A 19,490-nucleotide genomic window follows, 5' to 3' on the forward strand; every position below is an offset into this window, starting at 1 on the left:
AGTTGATACCGGAATGACAATGTCGCGTCTTACGCAAAAAACTGGCGAACCTCCGAACTTTGGCTCTCGAGGTTCTTGCGCATCTTCCCGAACGCCGCAGCTTCAAGCTGGCGCACGCGTTCTTTGGATAGACCCAGCTCTGTTCCCAAGCTTTCCAATGTCCGTGGGTCCTCGCGAATTTTCCGTTCGCGGATGATGAATTTTTCGCGGTCATTCAAAGAGGACAAAGCCATCGATAGCCAGTGCCGCAATGTGTCGTTGTCATGGCTGTTTGCGACCATTTCAGCAGCTTGCGGACTGTCATCTTCCAACGCGTCAACCCATGACCGGCCTTCGTCCTCTGAAGATTGCGTCGCATCCAAAGAATAATCCGACCCTGACAGACGTCCATCCATCATTTCAACATCATGTAGCGGCACGCCAACTTCTGTGGCGATCAGTTGATGCAGTTCGTGCTTTTCCAATGTACGCCCCTCGGCTGACGCTTCGCGCTCCAGCCGGGCCTGCACTCTTCTCATGTTGAAAAACAGCGACTTTTGAGAGGATGTAGACCCCGTGCGGACCATCGACCAGTTCCGCATGACATAGTCCTGCACCGATGCCTTAATCCACCACACCGCATATGTGGAAAATCGCACGCCCCGGTCTGGGTCAAATTTATCCGCGGCCTTCATCAATCCCACCGATGCTTCCTGAATCAGGTCGTTCATCGGTGCGCCGTAGCGTTTGAATTTTGACGCCATGGAAATCGCCAACCGCATGTACGCATTGATCAGGCGGTGCAATGCCTGTTCATCACGCTGGTCGCGCCACGCATACGCCAAAGAGAGTTCGGTTTCCGCATCCAGCAGTTCGGCTTTCATCGCCGTCCGCGAAAAACTTTGATCTGAAAGTCCGACAGTCGCCATCTGTTTTATCCCCGCTTGCTACATGAGCATTAACTTTGCTTTGTTCTTTCATTACGTATGGAAGGAACGTGCCGGATCAAAAAAAGGTTTCACAAAATATGTTGCCCAAACTCACACTCGTGCTAGGCGGGGCCGCGTCGGGAAAGTCTGCATTTGCAGAAGGCCTTGTTTTGGATACCAAATTATCCTCGATCTACATTGCAACGGCGCAGATTTACGATGAAGAGATGGCACAAAAAGTTGCGCGCCATCGCGACCAGCGCGGCACTGGCTGGCAGACAATCGAAGAACCGATCGCCGTCGCAGCCGCATTGGGGCGGGTCAACGCCGATCAGACGGTTCTGGTCGATTGCGCCACGTTGTGGCTGACAAACATTATTTTGGGCGGGTTGGATTTGGCCGATGAATGCAGTGCATTGACTGCGGCTTTGGCCAATTGCGCAGCCCCCGTGGTGATCGTGTCGAACGAAGTCGGGCAAGGAATTGTGCCTGACAACGCGCTGTCACGCCGGTTTCGTAACGCGCAAGGTACGTTGAACCAGCAGATCGCGGGCAAGGCCGACCTGGTGGTCGCTGTGATGGCGGGGCTGCCTTTGGTCTTAAAAGGACAACTGCCATGACCCGGCTCTGGTGGGTCCGCCACGGCCCGACCCACGAGAAAAACTTTGTCGGGTGGCGCGATGTGCCTGCCGATCTGTCCGATCAGGCGTTGATTGAAAGGGTGGCATCTTATCTCCCGGACCACGCGATTGTAATTGCCTCTGACTTGCGACGCGCCTCGGCAACCGCCAGTGCGATTGGCCGCAACCGCCAGCGGCTGCCCGACCATCCGGACCTACGAGAGTTCAATTTCGGGGCTTGGGACGGGTTACACTTTAGCGAAGTCGCAGAACGCGACCCCGACCTGAGCCGCCGGTTCTGGGAGGAACCCGGCGACTTAGCCGCACCCGAAGGTGAAAGCTGGAATACGGTCGCCTTGCGGGTCAATGCGGTCGTCGATGCGCTTTGCGCGCAGCACGTGGGACAAGACATCATTCTTATTGCCCATATCGGCGTCATCATGACCCAAATACAACGCGCGAGCGGCAGCACCGCCTATCAGGCGATGGGTCACAAAATTGATAACCTGTCCGTCACAGATATGACGCGCGGTCCCGATGGTTGGCAAATAGGGCGGATCAATCACATTCCGTGATGGAGGGTGTCAAAATTTGTCGTTGGCCAGCACCCGCAGCCCGCAATACACCTTTTGAAAAATAAACGGGATGACGGATCATGACATATGACCTTTACATCGGCGACCGGACTTTCAGCAGTTGGTCGCTGCGCGGCTGGCTGATGCTGGAAAAATTCGGACTGCCATATAACACGCATATGGTCGGGCTTTACGCCGGAACTTACCGTACCGAACTGGCGCATCTGGCCCCAGCCCGCACCGTACCCGCAATGCAAACCCCGGAAGGTTATGTGCTGACTGACAGCATGGCGATGGCCGAAACATTGGTCGAACGCCACCCAGATGTTGCACTCTATCCGCGCGACGGGGCCGCAAGGGCGCTGGCACGCACCATCAGTCACGAGATGCATTCCGGTTTCATGGCGTTGCGGGATGCCTGCCCGAATATGATCACCCATGTCTGGCAGGGCTTCCAACCGTCAGATCCGGTGCTTGCCGATCTTGCACGAATCGAGGAATTGTGGGCGTTGGCCCGATCCCGACACGGGCAAAACGGCCCTTGGCTCTTTGGGGATTATTCTTTGGCAGATGTTATGTATGCACCTGTCGCACTGCGCATTACGGCTTACGGCCTACCCGTGAGCCATGCAGCCCGAACGTATGTGAACACGCATCTCAGCGACCCTGCGTTCCTTGCATGGCGGGACGCGTCAAAATCAGAATCCTACGATCCATGGCCATATCCGTTGGGTTTACCGCGCAAACCCTGGCCTGGCGATCAATCTTAACCATTCGTAAACTACGACCGCGTACCCGTTAACCAAACGGGGGCACGATTATGGTGGCATTGGCCTATACGGTCGCATTTGAAGGCATCGAAGCCCGGCTGGTCGAAGTGCAGTGCGCTGTGACCCCGGGAATTCCTGCTTTTTCTATCGTGGGACTTGCTGACAAAGCAGTGTCAGAAGCACGCGAACGCGTACGCGCAGCGCTCACCGCGATGGCCATCGCGCTCCCTTCGAAACGGATCACCATAAACCTGTCGCCCGCCGATCTGCCAAAAGAAGGGTCACATTTTGACCTTCCGATCGCGCTTGCATTGCTTGCAGCGCTGGAAATCATCCCACGTGAAGATGCGGAACGCACGGTTGCGCTTGGTGAACTGTCGCTGGATGGGACATTGGTACCGGTCGTGGGTGCCCTTCCGGCGGCCATGACCGCAGCGAACGAAGATCGCACATTACTATGCCCCAAAGCCTGCGGCGCAGAGGCGGCATGGGTCGGCGCCGCAAATGTCATCGCGCCACGGACATTGGCCGATGTGGTCCGCCACTACACGGGGCAATGTGTGTTGGCCCCATCCGAGCCCGGCGAAGTGCACAATTTCAAGTCATCGCGCGACCTGTCAGAGGTAAAGGGCCAAGAGCGCGCAAAGCGCGCGCTTGAAATCGCGGCCGCCGGACGGCACCACCTGATCATGATCGGGTCGCCGGGGTCGGGGAAGTCCATGCTTGCGGCCCGCATTCCGGGAATTCTGCCGCCGCTATCTCCGGCAGAAGCTCTTGAAACCTCGATGATCCATTCGTTATCGGGTCTGCTTGACGAGGGGGGGATCAACCGTGAACGCCCCTTTCGCGAACCCCACCACACAGCGTCCATGGCGGCCATTGTGGGTGGCGGTCGCACCGCCAAACCCGGCGAAATCAGCCTTGCCCATAACGGCGTATTGTTCATGGATGAATTTCCCGAATTCACACGCACCGTCCTGGAAACACTGCGCCAACCGATTGAAACCGGCGAAGTCGTCGTCGCGCGCGCCAACGCGCACGTGCGATACCCATGCCGCTTTATGCTGGTTGCGGCGGCGAACCCCTGCAAATGCGGCTACCTTGCGGACCCGGCACGCGCCTGTGCCCGCGTGCCGCAATGTGGTGAAGATTACATGGGGCGGATATCGGGGCCATTGATGGACCGTTTTGATTTGCGCGTCGAAGTGCCGCCCGTGGCCTTCACCGACCTCGACCTGCCGGATGCCAGCGAAAGTTCGGCAGTTGTCGCGGCACGGGTGGCGGCGGCACGCGACATCCAGACCGCGCGGTTTGCCGGGCATGAACGCGCCCGGGTGAACGCCGACGCCGAAGGACATCTGTTAGAGGAAATCGCAACACCCGACCCCGAAGGTCGCGCCCTGTTAATCAAAGTCGCGGAACGGTTCGGTCTGTCAGCTCGCGGATACCATCGGGTGCTGCGGGTGGCGCGGACGATTGCAGACCTTGATGGGTCCGACAAGGTTCGCCGCCCCCACGTGGCCGAAGCGGTCAGCTATCGACTATCCATGGCAAAAGACATCTGAATGAATTCAGCGACCTCGCGCAGGGCAGCACGGGCTTCGGGGATGTAGCCATCAAACATGTGCCAGACGTGCGGCACGTCCGCCCATACCCGCAGGTCAGCCTGCGGCCCAAGCACCTGCGCCATGCGCACGGCATCATCGCGCAAGGCCTCGCCGCTGCCCACCTGAATCAGCACAGGCGGCGGGTTCACGAAGGTCGCAAATAGCGGTACGCGCGCGGGTCGGCGCGGTCCGCAGCACCTAAATACCGGTCAACGACTTCGGACATACGTCTTACGGGCAACAAGACCTCGGTTGCGGTCGTCAACGATTCACCCGCCAAGGTCAAATCCGTCCACGGCGACAGTGCGAACGCGGCACGCGGACGCTGATCGCGCAGCGTCAGATACGACAGCAAAGACAACATCAACCCGCCGCCCGCGCTGTCGCCCCCCAAGACGATATCCCGAGGGCGGTACCCTTTTTGCAGCAGCGCATCCCATGCAGCAACCGCATCATCCAAGGCAGCTGGAAACGGGTCCTGCTGCAAAAGGCGGTAGTCTGGCGCACAGACCCGCAGTCCCGTCAGGCTGGAAATGCGCCCCAAAAGGCCACTGTAGGCGGTGCCGCTTCCTGCAAAATACGCGCCGCCATGCAGATACAAGATGACACGACGAGGCTGGACTGGCCCGACGCTGATCCAGTGCAATGGGACCGCATTTGCAATTTCGGTCAGGTGACAAATGTAGGGCGGACCCGAAAAAATGAGCGGCGCAAACCTATCAAAGGTTCGCGCCGCACGTTCAGGCGAATTTGACAGGCCTAGAAACGGTCGCACCGCATGGCGCAAACCGAAATTCAATGTCCGCAATCGCAAACTAGGCTGCGCGGCGGCGCTCGATCGCTTCCCAGATTTTTGCGGCGATGTTGACGCCATCGAAACGCTCCAATTCTTGGATACCGGTGGGCGAGGTCACGTTGATTTCAGTCAGCCAGTCACCAATCACGTCGATGCCCACGAACACTTGGCCCTTTTCCCGCAACAGCGGACCAATGGCGGCACAAATTTCGCGGTCACGATCCGTAAGCGCCACTTTTTCAGGGCGACCACCCACGTGCATATTGGACCGTGTTTCACCAGCGGCGGGAACGCGGTTGATTGCGCCGACGGGCTCACCATCCACCAAAATCACGCGTTTATCCCCCTTGGACACCGCAGGAAGGTATTTCTGCATAATCAGCGGTTCACGATTAATACCGCTGAACAACTCGTGCAACGAGGCCAAATTGGCGTCCGCATGCGACAACTTGAAAACGCCCGCGCCACCGTTCCCGTACAGCGGTTTCAAAATGACATCGCCGTGTTGTTGACGAAAGCCGCGCAGGGTCTCAAGGTCGCGGGCGATCATCGTCGGCGGTGTCAGGTCCGGGAAATTCAGAACCAGCAATTTTTCTGGATAGTTGCGCACCCAGAACGGGTCGTTCACGACCAGTGTTTTTGGGTGGATCATGTCCAGAATGTGGGTCGTGGTGATATAGCCCATGTCAAACGGCGGATCTTGGCGCAGCCAAACCACGTCATATGTGCCCAAATCAACAGTCTGTTCGTCGCCAAGCGTAAAGTGATCACCTTTCACCCGCTGCACCGTCAACGGCCACCCACGGGCTGTCACCCGACCCTGATCAAACGCCAATTTGTCAGGCGTGTAATAAAACAGCGTATGTCCACGCGCCTGCGCTTCTTCTGCGATACGAAATGTGCTGTCGGCGTCGATATTAATCGGGCCGATCGGGTCCATTTGGATGGCGATTTTCAGCGACATGGGCAACCTCATTCTATGCGATGTTGGCTTGATACATGGCGCAGGGACAGGCGTTGTGCAATGGGGCAGTCAGAATTCCGCAAAGGCGTTTTCAATCACCTGAACCATGCCAATCCCGTTCACCAATGCCAAATCAAAACGCACATCAGTCAATTGGCCACGCGGTTCGCCCGCCAAAAACTCTGCCGCGCTTCCACAAATGCGGTCGATTTGGCGCCGCGAAAGACGTGTCGCAGCGCGGGCGAAATCGCGGCTTTTTTTGACCTCGACAAACACAACTGCATCACCGTCCCGAAAAATTAGGTCAATTTCACCGCTTTGACCGCGCCATCGACGTGCGGCGATGGCGTGATTGCGGCGTTCATAATCGCGCGCAACGATGTCTTCGGCCGCAAACCCCGAATGATACCCCACTGATCCCGTCATTCATCATCCTTCATCCCCAGCGCGATCTGATAGACCTGACGTCGCGGCAAGCCAAGCGCACCAGCGACCACTGCAGCCGCATCTTTGACGCGCATGGTTTTTGTCGCCTCGCGCAGGGCCGATTCGACGTCCATGTCGGCGACATCCGTTGCCCCTTCCCGTCCGACCAGCACCACCAATTCACCTTTTACGGCACGTCCGTCAAACGCGTCTGCCAAGTCATGCAATGTCCCGCGCGACACCTCTTCAAACTTTTTGGTCAACTCGCGGCAAACAACCGCCTGCCTGTCTCCGCCCAGTACATCGCGCAAATTTCCTAACATATCACCAACGCGTTTAGGGCTTTCGTAAAAGACTAACGTGAACGGCGTATCGCGCAGTGCAGCAATTTCGGTTTCGCGCGCTTGGTTGGACGCAGGCAAAAACCCAACAAAAGCAAAGCGATCCGTCGGCAATCCTGAAACTGTCAGCGCCGCTAAAACCGCCGATGCACCAGGTGCAGAGGTCACGGGCAAGCCTTCGGCAATCGCCGCGCAGCCCAATTCGTACCCCGGGTCAGCAACCAGCGGTGTGCCCGCTTCGGACACATAGACCACGGATTTACCGCCGCGAATATCTGCGACCAACCGCGCAATCGCGCCTTCACCACTATGATCGTGAAACGCCACAACCTTGCGCCCATTCAACGGAATCCCGTGAATTTCCATTAACTTGCGGGTTGTGCGCGTGTCTTCGGCAGCGATCAAATCCGCTGATGCCAAAATATCAAGGCCACGCAATGTCATGTCGCGCGCAGACCCGATCGGGGTTGCAACAAAGTAAAGTCCCGCCGATAGCGGCTTAATTATAAAATTCATGTCTGGACCCGGTTGCCCCCTGCTTTATGATGACGTCAAATGGCGGCGAAACTGCAGGCGACTTAATCCGCCGCAGCCTGCCCCACGATCCAGGAGAGATATTGCACATGTTTGCCCGTTTCAGAACCACCCGCAAGGCGGTAGCACAATTATTCGCATGGACGGCATTCGCGTGGCTGGCCGCATGTGATATGCCGTTGGCGCCCGACGCCAATACCGGCCCACAGATCGAACCAGGCAACCCAGTGCAGGTCGCGCTTTTGGTGCCGCGCGGTTCCGGATCGACCAGTGATGACTTCCTTGCACAAAACCTTGAAAATGCTGCCCGCTTGGCCATTTCCGACCTTGAGGGCGCAAAAATTGAATTGCGGGTTTACAGCACAGGCAGCGATCCAGCCACCGCCGCCGCCGTGGCCGTGGCAGCCGTGAACGATGGCGCGCAAATCATTCTTGGCCCGCTGTATGGTGAAGCCGCAAATGCCGCGGGCGTCGCCGTTGCAGGGCGTAACGTGAACGTTCTGGCGTTTTCCAACAACCCAAGCATCGCCGGCGGCAACGTCTTCATCCTTGGATCGACATTCAACAATACCGCCAACCGTTTGGTGCAATATGGCAACCGTACCGGAATTTCGCGCTATCTTATTGCCTATGGCGAAGACACCGGCGGTCAGGTCGGACGCGACGCGATCGCCAGTGCGATTCAGCGTAATGGCGCACAGGTTGTCGCCACCGAAGGCTATCCTCTGTCGCAACAGGGTATTTTCGGATCAACACAACGGATCGTCGCCAGCGTCCGCGATAGCGGTGCACAAGCTGTCTTTAGCACGGCAAGCGCGAATGCCGACCTGCCGATCATTGCAACGTCACTTCCCGATGCAGGGATGAATGTTGGCACGACCAAGCTGATCGGTCTGACACGTTGGGATACAGTCCCCCAGCTTTACGCGCTGCCAGGCGTTCAGGGCGGACTATTTGCAATGCCAGATCAGTCGACGGCAACGTTGTTTGCAAGTCGGTATGCGGGGACTTACGGTCAACAACCGCATCCGCTGGCTGGCCTAGCCTACGACGGGATCGCCGCTATTGGCGCATTGGTGGCCGGAGGGAAAAGCAATGCTTTGACCAAAGCCGCGCTCACGTCTCCGCAGGGGTTCCGCGGAACATCAGGTGCGTTCCGGCTTCTGCCAAATGGTCAAAACGAGCGCGCTCTCGCAATCGCAACAATTCAGAACAATCAGGTGGTCGTCCTTGAACAAGCCCCTCGTAGCTTCGCCGGCGCCGGTTTCTAATCAGGCCACCGACCTTACCCCTCTCACGCCGGACAGTTTCATCTGTCCGGCGTCTGATATTTTTGACCGGGCCGCCGTGGCGGCGCAGCTTGCCGATGCGATCGCGTCCGCAAGTTCTGAAAAAGACGTGCGCGCAGCGACTGTTGCCATCCTGACAGAAGCAAGGACTGCGGGGCGTAACGTGATCGCAGCCGCGTTCCAGGCCCAACCGTTTGCATCGCGGCCAACCAAACGGGCCTATAGCTGGTTGACCGACCAAGTGATCGAGCTGGTTCTCGATGTATCGATCAACACATTGCACCCTTTGCCGAACCCGACAGCGGGCGAACGCATGGCCCTGATCGCAGTCGGCGGCTATGGCCGCGGCGAGATGGCGCCGGAATCCGATGTGGATCTGTTGTTTCTGACCCCTTACAAACTGACCCCTTGGGCAGAAAGCGTGATTGAATCCATGCTTTACATGCTTTGGGATCTAAAGCTGAAGGTCGGCCATGCCAGCAGGACGGTCAAAGATTGCGTCCGCTTGGCCCGCGAGGATTATACCATCCGCACGTCGCTGGTCGAATACCGCTTTCTTGCGGGCGACCCGGCATTGGCGGACACGCTCGGAGAACGGCTCTGGCAGGATTTGTTCAAATCAACAGCGACCGAATTCATCGAAGCAAAATTGGCCGAACGCGCCGAACGCCATCGCAAACAGGGTGGTCAGCGGTACGTGGTCGAACCGAACGTGAAAGAAGGCAAAGGCGGGTTGCGTGACCTGCAATCCCTGTTCTGGATCAGCAAATATATCAATCACGTCCAACACGCATCTGAACTTGTCGGGCTTGGCGTGTTTTCCGCCGAAGAATTCGAAACCTTTCTGACGGCGGATGATTTTCTATGGGCGGTGCGCTGCCATTTACATCTGATCACCGGGCGCGCAGCCGACCAACTTACCTTTGACCTGCAGGTCGAGGTCGCAAGCGCGATGGGCTATACCGATCACGGCGGGCGGCGCGCGGTGGAACATTTCATGCAGGCCTATTTTCGCCAAGCCAACAGTGTTGGCGAATTGACGCGCATTTTCTTGACAGCCCTCGAGGCGACACATACCAAACCTGACCCAATGCTCGTGCGGCTTCTCAGCCGCCGCAAAAAGGCAAAGGCCCCATATGCGATTAAACAAAACCGGCTGACCGTCGCAGATGAAGCCGCGTTTTTTGCGGATAAGGTGAACCTGCTGCGCATTTTCGAAGAAGCCCTGCGCACAGGCACGTTGCTGCACCCGGACGCGATGCGCCTGATTGCAGCCAACCTTCACCTATACGACGATGACCTGCGTCAAAACCCCGAAGCCCACCGCATTTTTATCGATCTGCTGCTCAAACACGGCAACCCCGAACGGGCGCTGCGGCGGATGAACGAACTGGGTGTGCTGGACGCCTTTATTCCCGAATTCGCCCCCATCGTGGCGATGATGCAGTTCAATATGTACCACCATTACACCGTCGACGAACACACCATCCAGTGTATCAGCAACCTCGCCCAGATCGAACGCAAAGAACTGATCGAAGAGCTGCCCGTCGCCTCGGGCATTCTGGAAAGGGGCGTGAACCGCAAAGTGCTGTATGTCGCGCTGTTTTTGCATGACATCGGTAAAGGGCGTGACGAAGACCATTCCATCCTAGGCGCACAGATTGCCCGCAAAGTCTGTCCGCGACTTGGTCTGAACAAAAAGGACTGTGAAACCGTCGAATGGCTGATCCGCTATCACCTGCTGATGTCGGATGTCGCCCAAAAGCGCGACATCTCAGAACCGCGCACCGTACAAGGTTTTGCTAAAGCGGTGAAATCGGTTGAACGTCTGGACCTGCTGACCGTGCTGACCGTCTGCGATATCCGCGGCGTCGGGCCGGAAACATGGAACAATTGGAAGGCCGTGTTGCTGCGCAACCTGTACAAAGCAACCAAAGACGCGCTGGAAAACGGGCTGGAGGACATCAACCGCGAAAGTCGCGAAGCCGAAGCAAAACGTGCCTTGCGGACCGCGCTTGCAGAATGGACGCCAAAAGATCTGAAAACCGAAGTTGCGCGCCACTACGGCCCATATTGGCAGGGCTTGCCTCTGGCCACGCAAACGATCTTTGCCAACCTTCTGCGTGATATTCCGGACGATGAAATTCGGGTCGATATGATGCTGGACGCTGACCGCGACGCGACGCGGGCCTGCTTTGCGATGGTTGACCACCCCGGTCTGTTCAGCCGCATGACAGGCGCGCTGGCTCTTGTCGGGGCAAACATCGTCGACGCACGCACCTACACTTCCAAAGATGGCTACGCGACGGCCGTGTTCTGGATTCAGGACAACGACGGCAACCCCTATGAACATTCCCGCCTGCCGCGCCTGCGCCAGATGATCGTCAAGACCCTGAAAGGCGAAGTCGTCGCCCGCGAAGCCCTGAAAGAAAAAGACAAGATCAAAAAACGTGAACGGGCCTTTAAAGTACCGACGATCATCACCTTCGATAACGAAGGGTCGTCGATCTATACCATCATCGAAATCGACACACGCGACCGGCCCGGGTTGCTTTATGACCTGACCCGTACTTTGGCGAACAACTATGTGTATATCGCCTCTGCCGTCATCGCGACCTATGGTGAAAAGGTCGTTGACACGTTCTATGTCAAAGACATGGTGGGGCTGAAATACTACTCTGAATCCAAACGCGCGAACCTCGAACGCAAATTGCGCGAAGCCATTGCCCAAGGGGCAGAACGGGCCGCGACATGAAACCCATCCGTCTGATGTCCGGCTTTTTTACCGTCGGAATTTGGACCCTTCTCAGCCGGCTTCTTGGCTTTGTACGTGACATCATGATTGCGGCATACCTTGGCACCGGCCCCGTCGCCGAGGCGTTTTTGGTGGCATTTTCCTTGCCCAACCTGTTCCGCCGCTTCTTTGCCGAAGGCGCGTTCAACATGGCCTTTGTGCCGATGTTTTCCAAAAAACTCGAAGGCGGGGACGACGCGCATAAATTTGCACAAGATGCGTTTGTCGGGATGACCGTGATCCTGACCGGATTCACGATTGTCGGGATCATTTTTATGCCGTTTCTGGTCGCCGCGATGGCCAGTGGTTTCATCGGCGACGAAAGGTTCGACCTTGCCGTCGGCTACGGGCGGCTTGCGTTTCCCTATATCTTGTTCATCTCGCTGGCAGCACTGCTGTCGGGTGTTTTGAACGCGACCGGTCGGTTTATGGCCGCTGCCGCCGCCCCGGTGCTGCTGAACATTATATTCGTGCTGGCAATCGTTATTTCTGCGGCCATCGGTCGGCCCGCGTCTGATGCGCTTGGCATGGGCATCGACAATGCGCTGGGCCTTCAGGTGGGCGACAGCCTTGCCATGTCAGTCCCGCTTGCCGGTCTGGCACAAATGGCGTTGGTCTGGTGGGCGGCCAAACGCGCGGGATATCCGCTGCGCTTGCGTCGTCCCAAAATCACACCAGAACTGAAACGGCTTGCGCTTATCGCGGCCCCGGCCGCATTGGCCGGTGGGGTGGTGCAAATCAACCTGTTGGTCGGGCGGCAAGTTGCCAGCTTTTTCGACGGTGCGGTCGCGTGGCTCAATTATGCCGACCGGCTTTATCAACTGCCTCTGGGTGTGGTGGGTATTGCCATTGGTGTCGTACTGCTGCCGGATTTGTCACGCAGGCTGCGCGCGGGCGACGATACCGGCGGACAAAACGCGTTCAATCGCGCGTCTGAGATATGTCTTGCTTTGACGGTGCCTGCCGCCGTCGCGTTGATGGTTATTCCTTTGCCTTTGGTCAGTGTGCTGTTTGAACGCGGCGCGTTTGACAGCGACGATACCGCAGCCACCGCGCTCGCAGTGGCGGTTTACGGGCTGGGGCTGCCAGCCTTTGTGATGCAAAAAACGCTGCAACCGCTTTATTTCGCGCGCGAAGATACCAAACGTCCGTTCTATTTTGCGCTGGTGGCGCTGGCACTGAATGCGACGCTGGCCATCGGGCTTGCGCCGCTGATCGGCTATATCGCCGCTGCAATCGGCACGACCCTGACCGGCTGGGCCACGGTCCTTTTGCTGTGGAACGGCGCACGTAAGATGGGCGACGCGTCCCAGTTTGACGCGCGGTTCAAACGGCGGACTGGACGGATCGTTGTCGCGTCATTCGCGATGGGAGGCGTCTTGTGGGTGACCTCTGCTGTCATGACACCATTCTTTGGCATCGCGACCCTGCGTTACATCGCGCTGCTGGTCTTGGTGATCGTCGGGATTGTCAGCTACTTTGGTATCGGGCACCTGATTGGCGCATTCAAATTGGGTGAATTCAAACGCAATTTCCGCCGCTAGGACCGCTGGCGCATCCGCGCCAAAAACGTGGTCCAGCCACCCGGGGCAAGCAATGACGACAAGGCAAACCCGGTGGCAAAGCCGGACAACTCTGCGACCCAACCGTAACCCGCCCCGAAAATCACCCCGTAAACCAACTGAAGGCCCAGCAAAAATCCGATCAAGCGAAACGCCTGAAGCTGCTTATCGCCCTTTTGAGCAAGATTGACCCAAAGCGCATAGGTATACGCCCCGATCAAGCCATAAACCGGGGGAAACCCACCGATCAGCCGATATCCGGTGCTGACGACAAGGCCATAGACTGCTGCGCCCACAACGGCGCTTGCGATAAATATGCAAAACACCTTGAAGCCGCCATAAAAGTCGGCGGTGAATTTGCCCAAAGCCAAAGTCAGCGCCGCGCAAAACGCGACCTGCGTCGCATCGCCGTTAATGAATGGATAGGTGACGAACCGTTTGAGAACGTCAAATGAATAGTCGCCAAGGCGAATGACGCGGTCCATGACCGCGCCCGTAACCCCGTAGTCTTCGATCGCCATCATGCGCCAACCCACACCACGCGGACCACCGATCAGGCCGGAATTGGCCATTTGCAGCACCAGTTCGACACCGACAATCAGCGCAGCCAAAACTATAACAAAGGGCGAAATCGCGTTAATCGGGCTTTCAGGTTTCATCATGCGGCCTTGGGATGTTGAAGTTGACGGGTCCGTCTGGCATGGGTATGCCACGCCTGCCCTGAAATCCAGCCCGGACATGACACCAATGACAGATACCACATTCACGCCCCGCGTTTTCTCTGGGATCAAACCCTCTGGTGGATTAACGCTTGGCAACTACCTTGGCGCAATCAAACGCTTTGTCGGGATGCAGGGGCAGATGGAAACGATCTACTGCGTCGTGGACATGCACGCGATCACGGTCTGGCAGGATCCCAAAGAGCTAGCCAATATGACGCGCGAAGTCGCGGCAGGGTATCTGGCGGCAGGTCTTGATCCGTCGCAATCGATTTTGTTCAACCAAAGTCAGGTATCCGCACATGCGGAATTAGGCTGGATTTTCAATTGCGTGGCACGGGTCGGATGGATGAACCGGATGACCCAGTTCAAAGACAAGGCCGGCACAAACGCCGAAAAAGTATCGCTGGGGCTTTATGCCTACCCGTCGCTGATGGCCGCCGACATTCTTTTGTATCACGCGACCCACGTCCCTGTGGGCGAAGATCAAAAACAGCATGTGGAACTGACACGCGATATCGCCGCCAAATTCAATCATGACTTTGGGACCGATTTTTTCCCGATGACCAATCCGGTCATCGAAGGCCCCGCCATGCGGATCATGAACCTGCGCGACGGCACCAAGAAAATGTCGAAATCCGGCGAAAGCGATATGGAACGGGTCAATATGACCGATACCGCCGACACCATTGCCAAGAAATTCAAAAAGGCCAAGACCGATCCGGAACCGCTGCCCGAAACCGTCGAAGGGCTGGCTGGTCGTCCAGAGGCGCGTAATCTGGTCGAAATCTACGCGGCCTTGGACGATACGACCGCCGAAGCCGTCATCGCGCAATATCCCGGCGCAGGCTGGGGCACGTTCAAACCCGCGCTTGCTGACCTTGCCGTTGCCAAGCTGTCACCAATCTCCGAGGAAATGGCACGGCTGATGAATGATCCCGCCGAAATTGATCGGATTTTGCGCGACGGCGGTGAAAAAGCCCGCGCCATTGCAGAACCGATTTTGAAAAAGACCTATGATATCGTTGGCCTACTGCGGCCGTGACGGGCTACCATGTCAACGGCAGGTAAATCAGGCTCAAATGATTGCGAGTGAATTGAGGTAGTGATGGCGGAATCGCATACAAACAACTGGCGCTTGCTGCGGAAATACATCCAAGCCGAAAACGCATCCTATGCGGAACTGGTCGCGGCGCGTCCCAGAACGGCCAGTTTTGTCAAAATGAAAGACCGCTGGTTCAAACGCACGCGCCGGTCTTGGGTGTCGCTCAATGACAGGGGCATTGCCATTCCGCCAGCGTTCCTGACGCCCTATAATTTCCCAAAAGAGGCGTTTTTGCCCGACGACCTTGATAGCGTCATGGAATCTGGACGCCTGATTTACGAAATGACGCAGCTAAAATATCAGTTGCGCGGGCACAATGCCCTCCGCGAGCTTGATCGCTGGTCCACGTTCTGCCCGGAAGTTGTAGACCCCGATACGTCCTACGATATTCTAGAGCTATCGTCGGGCGGATGTGGCGGGGCCGAAGTCGCGCACCATTTTGGACACACTTATCAGCCAACTGATTTTCTTGCTGGTCGCGGGTCTGTCTACGCGCCGATACACGCGTCGCTGAACCTTTCGGTGATCGACTTCGACGGATCAAAAACCCCTTACGGATTTGCCGATAAGTCATTTGATATGGTCGCCTGTTTCCAAGCGATTGATGCCTACGGCGACGAAGAACATTATCCGGCCTTCATCGACGAAATGTTGCGTATTGCGCGCCGAAAAGTGGTGATTGTGTTCAACCCCGGCCTTCGCGCAAGGCGCGAAAAGTTGGAAAATGGTGACGAGGCGTTGATCAAAGCGCCGCTCACTGAGCGTTACAAAAACATCGCATTCATGCGCTGCCCTTCGACAGGTCGCCCTGCAGCTGTCATTCGGCCGTAACGGCCCCACCCGTCACAAAACTGAATCGCTTAGACGCCAGCATACAGGTGCGCCGCATCGATTCGCTCTGCGCGCCCCGCCCGGACGTCGTCGTTCCGCCCTATTGGACGCACGGGATCAAGAGGCGTTCGGTGTTCCCCGGCACCGAACGCCAACTTGGCCTGCGCCTGTTGCCTAACCCGTTGCCAGTCGGTGGTTGATGCTTCACAATCACGTCGTAACGGGAGAACCACCATCATGCGTAAGTTTTTGGTCGTCTTGGATGACAGTCGTGAATGCCTGAACGCGATGCGCTTTGCGGCGATGCGTGCTGCAAAATCGGGCGGCGGCGTTGCGATTCTATCGGTGATCCCGCCTGACGAATTCAACCATTGGATTGGCGTCAGTGAACTGATGCGCGCCGAAGCCCGCGAGCGGATCGAAGTCCATTACGAAGTATTCGCAAAATGGATGCGCGACCGTCAGAACGTACATCCCGAACTGATCATTCGCGAAGGCGAACCGCTGACGGAGATCATGAATCAAATTTCAGAAGACCCGGAAATCGGTGTTCTTGTCTTGGGCGCGGGCACCGATAACAAAGGCCCCGGCCCGCTTGTTACGCAACTGACCCGCCAGTCCGGCAGCTTGCCCATTCCAATCACCATCGTTCCCGGCGACTTGTCCAAAGAACGGCTTGAGGCGATCACATAGTTTAGAATAGTTCTAAACCTTGACATAAGGCGTCCCGAGGCGCATATCTGAAATCTGACAAAAAAGGTTTGCTCCATGTTTATTCAGACAGAATCAACGCCGAACCCGGCAACGCTGAAATTCCTGCCCGGCCAGAACGTGCTTGAGGTCGGCACCGCCGATTTCCCAAGCGCAGAAGCTGCAGAAAATTCGCCCTTGGCTAAACGTATCTTTGCGGCGGCACAGGTGACTGGTGTTTTCTTCGGCAATGATTTTGTGACCGTCACCAAAGCGGATGATGTCGAGTGGGATCATATCAAACCCGGCATTCTGGGTGCGATCATGGAACATTACCAATCCGGTCAGCCGGTCATGGCGGAAGATCACTCGCCTGCCAGCGGCCATGCCGCACACAGCGGCGAAGACAGCGAAATCGTTGACCAGATCAAAGAATTGCTCGACACGCGGGTGCGGCCAGCGGTGGCACAAGACGGCGGCGACATCACATTCCACGGGTTTGAACGCGGCGTTGTTTACCTGCACATGCAAGGCGCGTGCGCAGGTTGCCCATCGTCCACGCTTACCCTGAAAATGGGTATCGAAAACCTGCTGCGCCATTATATCCCAGAGGTGGTCGAGGTGCGGCCCGTTGCAGCGTAAACCAAACGTTATCGCATTTGACACATCGGCGGCGCATTGCGCCGCCGCTTTGTTGTTGGGCGACCGGATCATCACCCGCATCGATGACATGGCCAAAGGTCAAGCCGAACACCTGATGCCGATGCTCGAAGACATGCTGTCCGCCGAAGGGTTGGCGTGGAACGACATGGATGCGATTGGCGTCGGGGTTGGCCCCGGAAACTTTACGGGCATCCGCATTTCCGTCGCTGCGGCGCGTGGGTTGGCATTGGGTTTGAATAGACCTGCCATTGGCGTGTCATTGCTGGACGCGCAGGTGTTTGGAATGACGGGCGTTGTCGCATCCTGCCTGAGCGCACCCCGCGGCCGCGTCTATATCCAAGGATTCTGTAACGGCCCCATCACGGAACCCGCGCTTTGCGACATGCGGGCAGACGATATGCCGCCGCTTCCAGCGAAGGGCGAACCGCTGGTTTGCGGTGACGCCGCGAACGAAATCAGCGCGTTGATGGGGTGGCAACCGGTCGCGCCACTGCAGCCTTCCATCGCAGGGATTGCCTATTTGACGCGTCGGCGGATGCATTCTGCAACCGATCGCCCCGCGCCACTGTACCTGCGCGCTGCAGACGCCGCCCCGCCGCGTGACCCTGCACCGGTGATACTGTCGTGACGCCAGAACAGCTGGCAGACTTGCACGCGCTGGCGTTCACACAAACCCGCGCGTGGACAGCAGCCGAATTCGGAACGCTTCTGAACCAGCCCGGCGCGATTCTTGCGGGCCATCAACACAGCTTTGCTTTGCTCAGGGTGACACTGGATGAAGCCGAAGTTTTGACAGTTGCGACCGACCCCGCGCACCAACGCAAGGGGCTTGCGGCCACAGCCCTTGCAAGCGCCGAATTATCTGCCCAAAAATCAGGCGCAACCGCTGTTTTTCTTGAAGTTGCAGAAAACAACGCCGCGGCAAAAGCTCTTTACGCAAAGGCAGGTTACGTCCCAGTTGGTCGTCGACCGGGTTATTATTTGCCTAAAGATGGGGCAGCCGTCGCTGCCCTTGTTTTGCGCAAACAACTTTAGGTCGTATGACCCCACGTCAGCGCGGGTTTTGACCTGAACTTAGCCTCTTTGCGGCCATCTCGTGATGAAAAACCTGTTGATCTTCCCTGCTTAGCAATGCCTTATCTATCGATGGACCGACGCTCAGATCGGCTCGGCTTTTGATTGAGGGGGCGCATCGCGCCCGATAAACCTCGTGTAACGACTTGGGAGACCTAAAATGACCCTTATGCAAAAATTTCTCGGCGCCTCGGCTGCGCTGGCGTTGACTGCCGGCGCTGCCGCTGCAGACCCAGCAATCCTGTTTGACCTTGGCGGCAAGTTCGACAAATCCTTCAACGAAAGCGCCTATAATGGTGCGCAGCGTTGGGCCGAAGAAACTGGCGGCACCTACGCCGAAGTCGAAATCCAATCCGACGCACAGCGCGAACAGGCGATCCGTCGCTTTGCTGAAAACGGCAACAACCCGATCGTCATGGCCGGCTTTAGCTGGGCAACACCATTGTCCGACGTTGCTGCAGACTATCCAGACACAAAGTTCACCATCATCGACGGTGTCGCAGATCAGCCAAACGTTCGCTCCGTTCTGTTCAGCGAAGAGCAAGGGTCGTACCTAGTCGGTATGCTGGCGGCCATGTCGTCAAAAACAGGCACCATCTCGTTTGTGGGCGGCATGGATATTCCGCTGATCCGCAACTTTGCTTGTGGCTATGCCCAAGGTGCCAAAGCAGCGAATGCGGACATCACCGTGATTGCAAACATGACCGGCACAACGCCTGCCGCCTGGAACGACCCGGTGAAAGGGTCTGAACTGACATTGGCGCAGATCAGCCAAGGTTCTGACGTCGTTTATGCGGCTGCTGGTGGTACGGGTGTGGGTGTTCTGCAAACAGCCGCAGACAACAGCATCTATTCGATCGGCGTTGACAGCAACCAAAACTACATGCACCCCGGTTCGGTTCTGACGTCGATGCTCAAGCGCGTTGATAACGCTGTTTATGACAGCTTCACCACAGGTGACGCGATTGAAACAGGGATTAACGTGATGGGGCTTGATAACGGCGGCGTTGGCTATGCCGTTGACGAAAACAACGAAGCCCTGATCACTGCCGAAATGACGGCTGCACTGGATGACGCCGAAGCAAAAATCATTTCCGGCGAAATTTCGGTGCATAACTACAACTCTGACGAAACCTGCCCAGCCTACGACTTCTAAAGTCGCCTGACAGGCCACACCAGACAGGGCCGCGCTGTTCACTCTGCGCGGCCCTTTGCATTTCAG

Annotated in this window: 21 protein-coding genes; 14 read left to right on the forward strand and 7 right to left on the reverse strand. The window is 57.1% G+C overall.

What is annotated here, in order from left to right:
• Positions 1–29 precede the first annotated feature (29 nt).
• The gene (locus tag ACXJGX_RS15040) at positions 30–908 is read right to left on the reverse strand and encodes an RNA polymerase factor sigma-32 (protein WP_474783125.1); all 879 of its coding nucleotides are present in this window, start codon (positions 906–908) and stop codon (positions 30–32) included.
• A gap of 98 nt (positions 909–1,006) precedes the next feature.
• On the opposite strand from ACXJGX_RS15040, the gene cobU reads away from it, so the two are divergent.
• The 4 genes from cobU to ACXJGX_RS15060 all read left to right on the forward strand — a co-directional run bounded on the left by cobU (position 1,007) and on the right by ACXJGX_RS15060 (position 4,438).
• Positions 1,007–1,528, forward strand: coding sequence for a bifunctional adenosylcobinamide kinase/adenosylcobinamide-phosphate guanylyltransferase (gene cobU / locus ACXJGX_RS15045; protein ID WP_474783127.1), 522 nt, complete (start codon positions 1,007–1,009; stop codon positions 1,526–1,528).
• Positions 1,525–2,103, forward strand: coding sequence for a histidine phosphatase family protein (locus ACXJGX_RS15050; RefSeq protein ID WP_474783129.1), 579 nt, complete (start codon positions 1,525–1,527; stop codon positions 2,101–2,103). Before cobU ends, ACXJGX_RS15050 begins: the two co-directional genes overlap by 4 nt.
• Positions 2,104–2,183: 80 nt before the next feature.
• Positions 2,184–2,873: a glutathione S-transferase gene (locus ACXJGX_RS15055; RefSeq protein WP_474783131.1), complete on the forward strand. Its 690-nt coding sequence runs from the start codon at positions 2,184–2,186 to the stop codon at positions 2,871–2,873.
• A gap of 50 nt (positions 2,874–2,923) precedes the next feature.
• A complete protein-coding gene (locus ACXJGX_RS15060) occupies positions 2,924–4,438 on the forward strand; it encodes a YifB family Mg chelatase-like AAA ATPase (protein WP_474783133.1) in 1,515 nt (504 codons plus the stop codon).
• Here the strand turns inward: ACXJGX_RS15060 and ACXJGX_RS15065 are convergent.
• From ACXJGX_RS15065 to rsmI, 5 genes are all read right to left on the reverse strand, one after another.
• Positions 4,408–4,629 carry an alpha/beta hydrolase gene (locus ACXJGX_RS15065; RefSeq protein ID WP_474783135.1) on the reverse strand — a complete coding sequence of 74 codons (222 nt, stop codon included), beginning with the start codon at positions 4,627–4,629 and terminating at the stop codon, positions 4,408–4,410. The two genes, ACXJGX_RS15060 and ACXJGX_RS15065, sit on opposite strands and share 31 nt — an antisense overlap.
• The gene (locus ACXJGX_RS15070; protein WP_474783137.1) at positions 4,626–5,126 is read right to left on the reverse strand and encodes an alpha/beta hydrolase fold domain-containing protein; all 501 of its coding nucleotides are present in this window, start codon (positions 5,124–5,126) and stop codon (positions 4,626–4,628) included. Before ACXJGX_RS15070 ends, ACXJGX_RS15065 begins: the two co-directional genes overlap by 4 nt.
• Before the next feature lie 169 nt (positions 5,127–5,295).
• Positions 5,296–6,240, reverse strand: coding sequence for a glutathione synthase (gshB, locus tag ACXJGX_RS15075; protein WP_474783139.1), 945 nt, complete (start codon positions 6,238–6,240; stop codon positions 5,296–5,298).
• 69 nt (positions 6,241–6,309) lie between these two features.
• Entirely contained in the window at positions 6,310–6,666 is a 357-nt protein-coding gene (locus ACXJGX_RS15080) for a YraN family protein (RefSeq protein ID WP_474783141.1), read from the reverse strand.
• The gene (gene rsmI, locus ACXJGX_RS15085; RefSeq protein ID WP_474783143.1) at positions 6,663–7,523 is read right to left on the reverse strand and encodes a 16S rRNA (cytidine(1402)-2'-O)-methyltransferase; all 861 of its coding nucleotides are present in this window, start codon (positions 7,521–7,523) and stop codon (positions 6,663–6,665) included. The genes ACXJGX_RS15080 and rsmI overlap by 4 nt, the downstream gene beginning before the upstream one ends.
• 107 nt (positions 7,524–7,630) lie before the next feature.
• Between rsmI and ACXJGX_RS15090 the strand changes: the two genes are divergently transcribed.
• From ACXJGX_RS15090 to murJ, 3 genes are read left to right on the forward strand one after another with little or no spacing between them, the layout of a single operon-like run.
• Positions 7,631–8,812 carry a penicillin-binding protein activator gene (locus ACXJGX_RS15090; RefSeq protein ID WP_474783266.1) on the forward strand — a complete coding sequence of 394 codons (1,182 nt, stop codon included), beginning with the start codon at positions 7,631–7,633 and terminating at the stop codon, positions 8,810–8,812.
• Positions 8,772–11,585 carry a [protein-PII] uridylyltransferase gene (locus ACXJGX_RS15095; protein WP_474783145.1) on the forward strand — a complete coding sequence of 938 codons (2,814 nt, stop codon included), beginning with the start codon at positions 8,772–8,774 and terminating at the stop codon, positions 11,583–11,585. Before ACXJGX_RS15090 ends, ACXJGX_RS15095 begins: the two co-directional genes overlap by 41 nt.
• Positions 11,582–13,168, forward strand: a complete 1,587-nt coding sequence (gene murJ, locus ACXJGX_RS15100) for a murein biosynthesis integral membrane protein MurJ (protein ID WP_474783147.1) — start codon at positions 11,582–11,584, stop codon at positions 13,166–13,168. Before ACXJGX_RS15095 ends, murJ begins: the two co-directional genes overlap by 4 nt.
• Here murJ and ACXJGX_RS15105 read toward each other — a convergent pair.
• Positions 13,165–13,848: a rhomboid family intramembrane serine protease gene (locus ACXJGX_RS15105; RefSeq protein WP_474783149.1), complete on the reverse strand. Its 684-nt coding sequence runs from the start codon at positions 13,846–13,848 to the stop codon at positions 13,165–13,167. The genes murJ and ACXJGX_RS15105 overlap by 4 nt on opposite strands.
• 85 nt (positions 13,849–13,933) lie before the next feature.
• On the opposite strand from ACXJGX_RS15105, the gene trpS reads away from it, so the two are divergent.
• From trpS to ACXJGX_RS15140, 7 genes are all read left to right on the forward strand, one after another.
• Positions 13,934–14,950: a tryptophan--tRNA ligase gene (gene trpS / locus ACXJGX_RS15110; protein WP_474783268.1), complete on the forward strand. Its 1,017-nt coding sequence runs from the start codon at positions 13,934–13,936 to the stop codon at positions 14,948–14,950.
• A 63-nt stretch (positions 14,951–15,013) separates the two neighbouring features.
• The gene (locus ACXJGX_RS15115; RefSeq protein WP_474783151.1) at positions 15,014–15,841 is read left to right on the forward strand and encodes a hypothetical protein; all 828 of its coding nucleotides are present in this window, start codon (positions 15,014–15,016) and stop codon (positions 15,839–15,841) included.
• Between the two features lie 237 nt (positions 15,842–16,078).
• The gene (locus tag ACXJGX_RS15120; protein WP_474783153.1) at positions 16,079–16,534 is read left to right on the forward strand and encodes a universal stress protein; all 456 of its coding nucleotides are present in this window, start codon (positions 16,079–16,081) and stop codon (positions 16,532–16,534) included.
• 75 nt (positions 16,535–16,609) lie between these two features.
• A complete protein-coding gene (locus ACXJGX_RS15125) occupies positions 16,610–17,173 on the forward strand; it encodes a NifU family protein (protein WP_474783155.1) in 564 nt (187 codons plus the stop codon).
• Positions 17,163–17,822 (forward strand): tRNA (adenosine(37)-N6)-threonylcarbamoyltransferase complex dimerization subunit type 1 TsaB, encoded by a 660-nt coding sequence (tsaB, locus tag ACXJGX_RS15130; protein WP_474783157.1) that lies wholly within the window; start codon positions 17,163–17,165, stop codon positions 17,820–17,822. Before ACXJGX_RS15125 ends, tsaB begins: the two co-directional genes overlap by 11 nt.
• Positions 17,819–18,229 carry a GNAT family N-acetyltransferase gene (locus ACXJGX_RS15135; RefSeq protein WP_474783159.1) on the forward strand — a complete coding sequence of 137 codons (411 nt, stop codon included), beginning with the start codon at positions 17,819–17,821 and terminating at the stop codon, positions 18,227–18,229. The genes tsaB and ACXJGX_RS15135 overlap by 4 nt, the downstream gene beginning before the upstream one ends.
• A 199-nt stretch (positions 18,230–18,428) precedes the next feature.
• Positions 18,429–19,424: a BMP family lipoprotein gene (locus tag ACXJGX_RS15140; protein WP_474783161.1), complete on the forward strand. Its 996-nt coding sequence runs from the start codon at positions 18,429–18,431 to the stop codon at positions 19,422–19,424.
• Positions 19,425–19,490: the final 66 nt, after the last annotated feature.

This window comes from Yoonia sp. SWMV100 (assembly GCF_056108365.1).

Bases quoted from the DNA above. Each gene is read 5' to 3' on its own strand.
- ACXJGX_RS15040 (WP_474783125.1), bottom strand. From the start codon at position 908: ATGGCGACTGTCGGACTTTCAGATCAAAGTTTTTCGCGGACGGCGATG.
- cobU (WP_474783127.1), top strand. From the start codon at position 1,007: ATGTTGCCCAAACTCACACTCGTGCTAGGCGGGGCCGCGTCGGGAAAG.
- ACXJGX_RS15050 (WP_474783129.1), top strand. From the start codon at position 1,525: ATGACCCGGCTCTGGTGGGTCCGCCACGGCCCGACCCACGAGAAAAAC.
- ACXJGX_RS15055 (WP_474783131.1), top strand. From the start codon at position 2,184: ATGACATATGACCTTTACATCGGCGACCGGACTTTCAGCAGTTGGTCG.
- ACXJGX_RS15060 (WP_474783133.1), top strand. From the start codon at position 2,924: ATGGTGGCATTGGCCTATACGGTCGCATTTGAAGGCATCGAAGCCCGG.
- gshB (WP_474783139.1), bottom strand. From the start codon at position 6,240: ATGTCGCTGAAAATCGCCATCCAAATGGACCCGATCGGCCCGATTAAT.
- ACXJGX_RS15080 (WP_474783141.1), bottom strand. From the start codon at position 6,666: ATGACGGGATCAGTGGGGTATCATTCGGGGTTTGCGGCCGAAGACATC.
- rsmI (WP_474783143.1), bottom strand. From the start codon at position 7,523: ATGAATTTTATAATTAAGCCGCTATCGGCGGGACTTTACTTTGTTGCA.
- ACXJGX_RS15090 (WP_474783266.1), top strand. From the start codon at position 7,631: ATGTTTGCCCGTTTCAGAACCACCCGCAAGGCGGTAGCACAATTATTC.
- murJ (WP_474783147.1), top strand. From the start codon at position 11,582: ATGAAACCCATCCGTCTGATGTCCGGCTTTTTTACCGTCGGAATTTGG.
- ACXJGX_RS15105 (WP_474783149.1), bottom strand. From the start codon at position 13,848: ATGATGAAACCTGAAAGCCCGATTAACGCGATTTCGCCCTTTGTTATA.
- trpS (WP_474783268.1), top strand. From the start codon at position 13,934: ATGACAGATACCACATTCACGCCCCGCGTTTTCTCTGGGATCAAACCC.
- ACXJGX_RS15115 (WP_474783151.1), top strand. From the start codon at position 15,014: ATGGCGGAATCGCATACAAACAACTGGCGCTTGCTGCGGAAATACATC.
- ACXJGX_RS15120 (WP_474783153.1), top strand. From the start codon at position 16,079: ATGCGTAAGTTTTTGGTCGTCTTGGATGACAGTCGTGAATGCCTGAAC.
- ACXJGX_RS15125 (WP_474783155.1), top strand. From the start codon at position 16,610: ATGTTTATTCAGACAGAATCAACGCCGAACCCGGCAACGCTGAAATTC.
- ACXJGX_RS15140 (WP_474783161.1), top strand. From the start codon at position 18,429: ATGACCCTTATGCAAAAATTTCTCGGCGCCTCGGCTGCGCTGGCGTTG.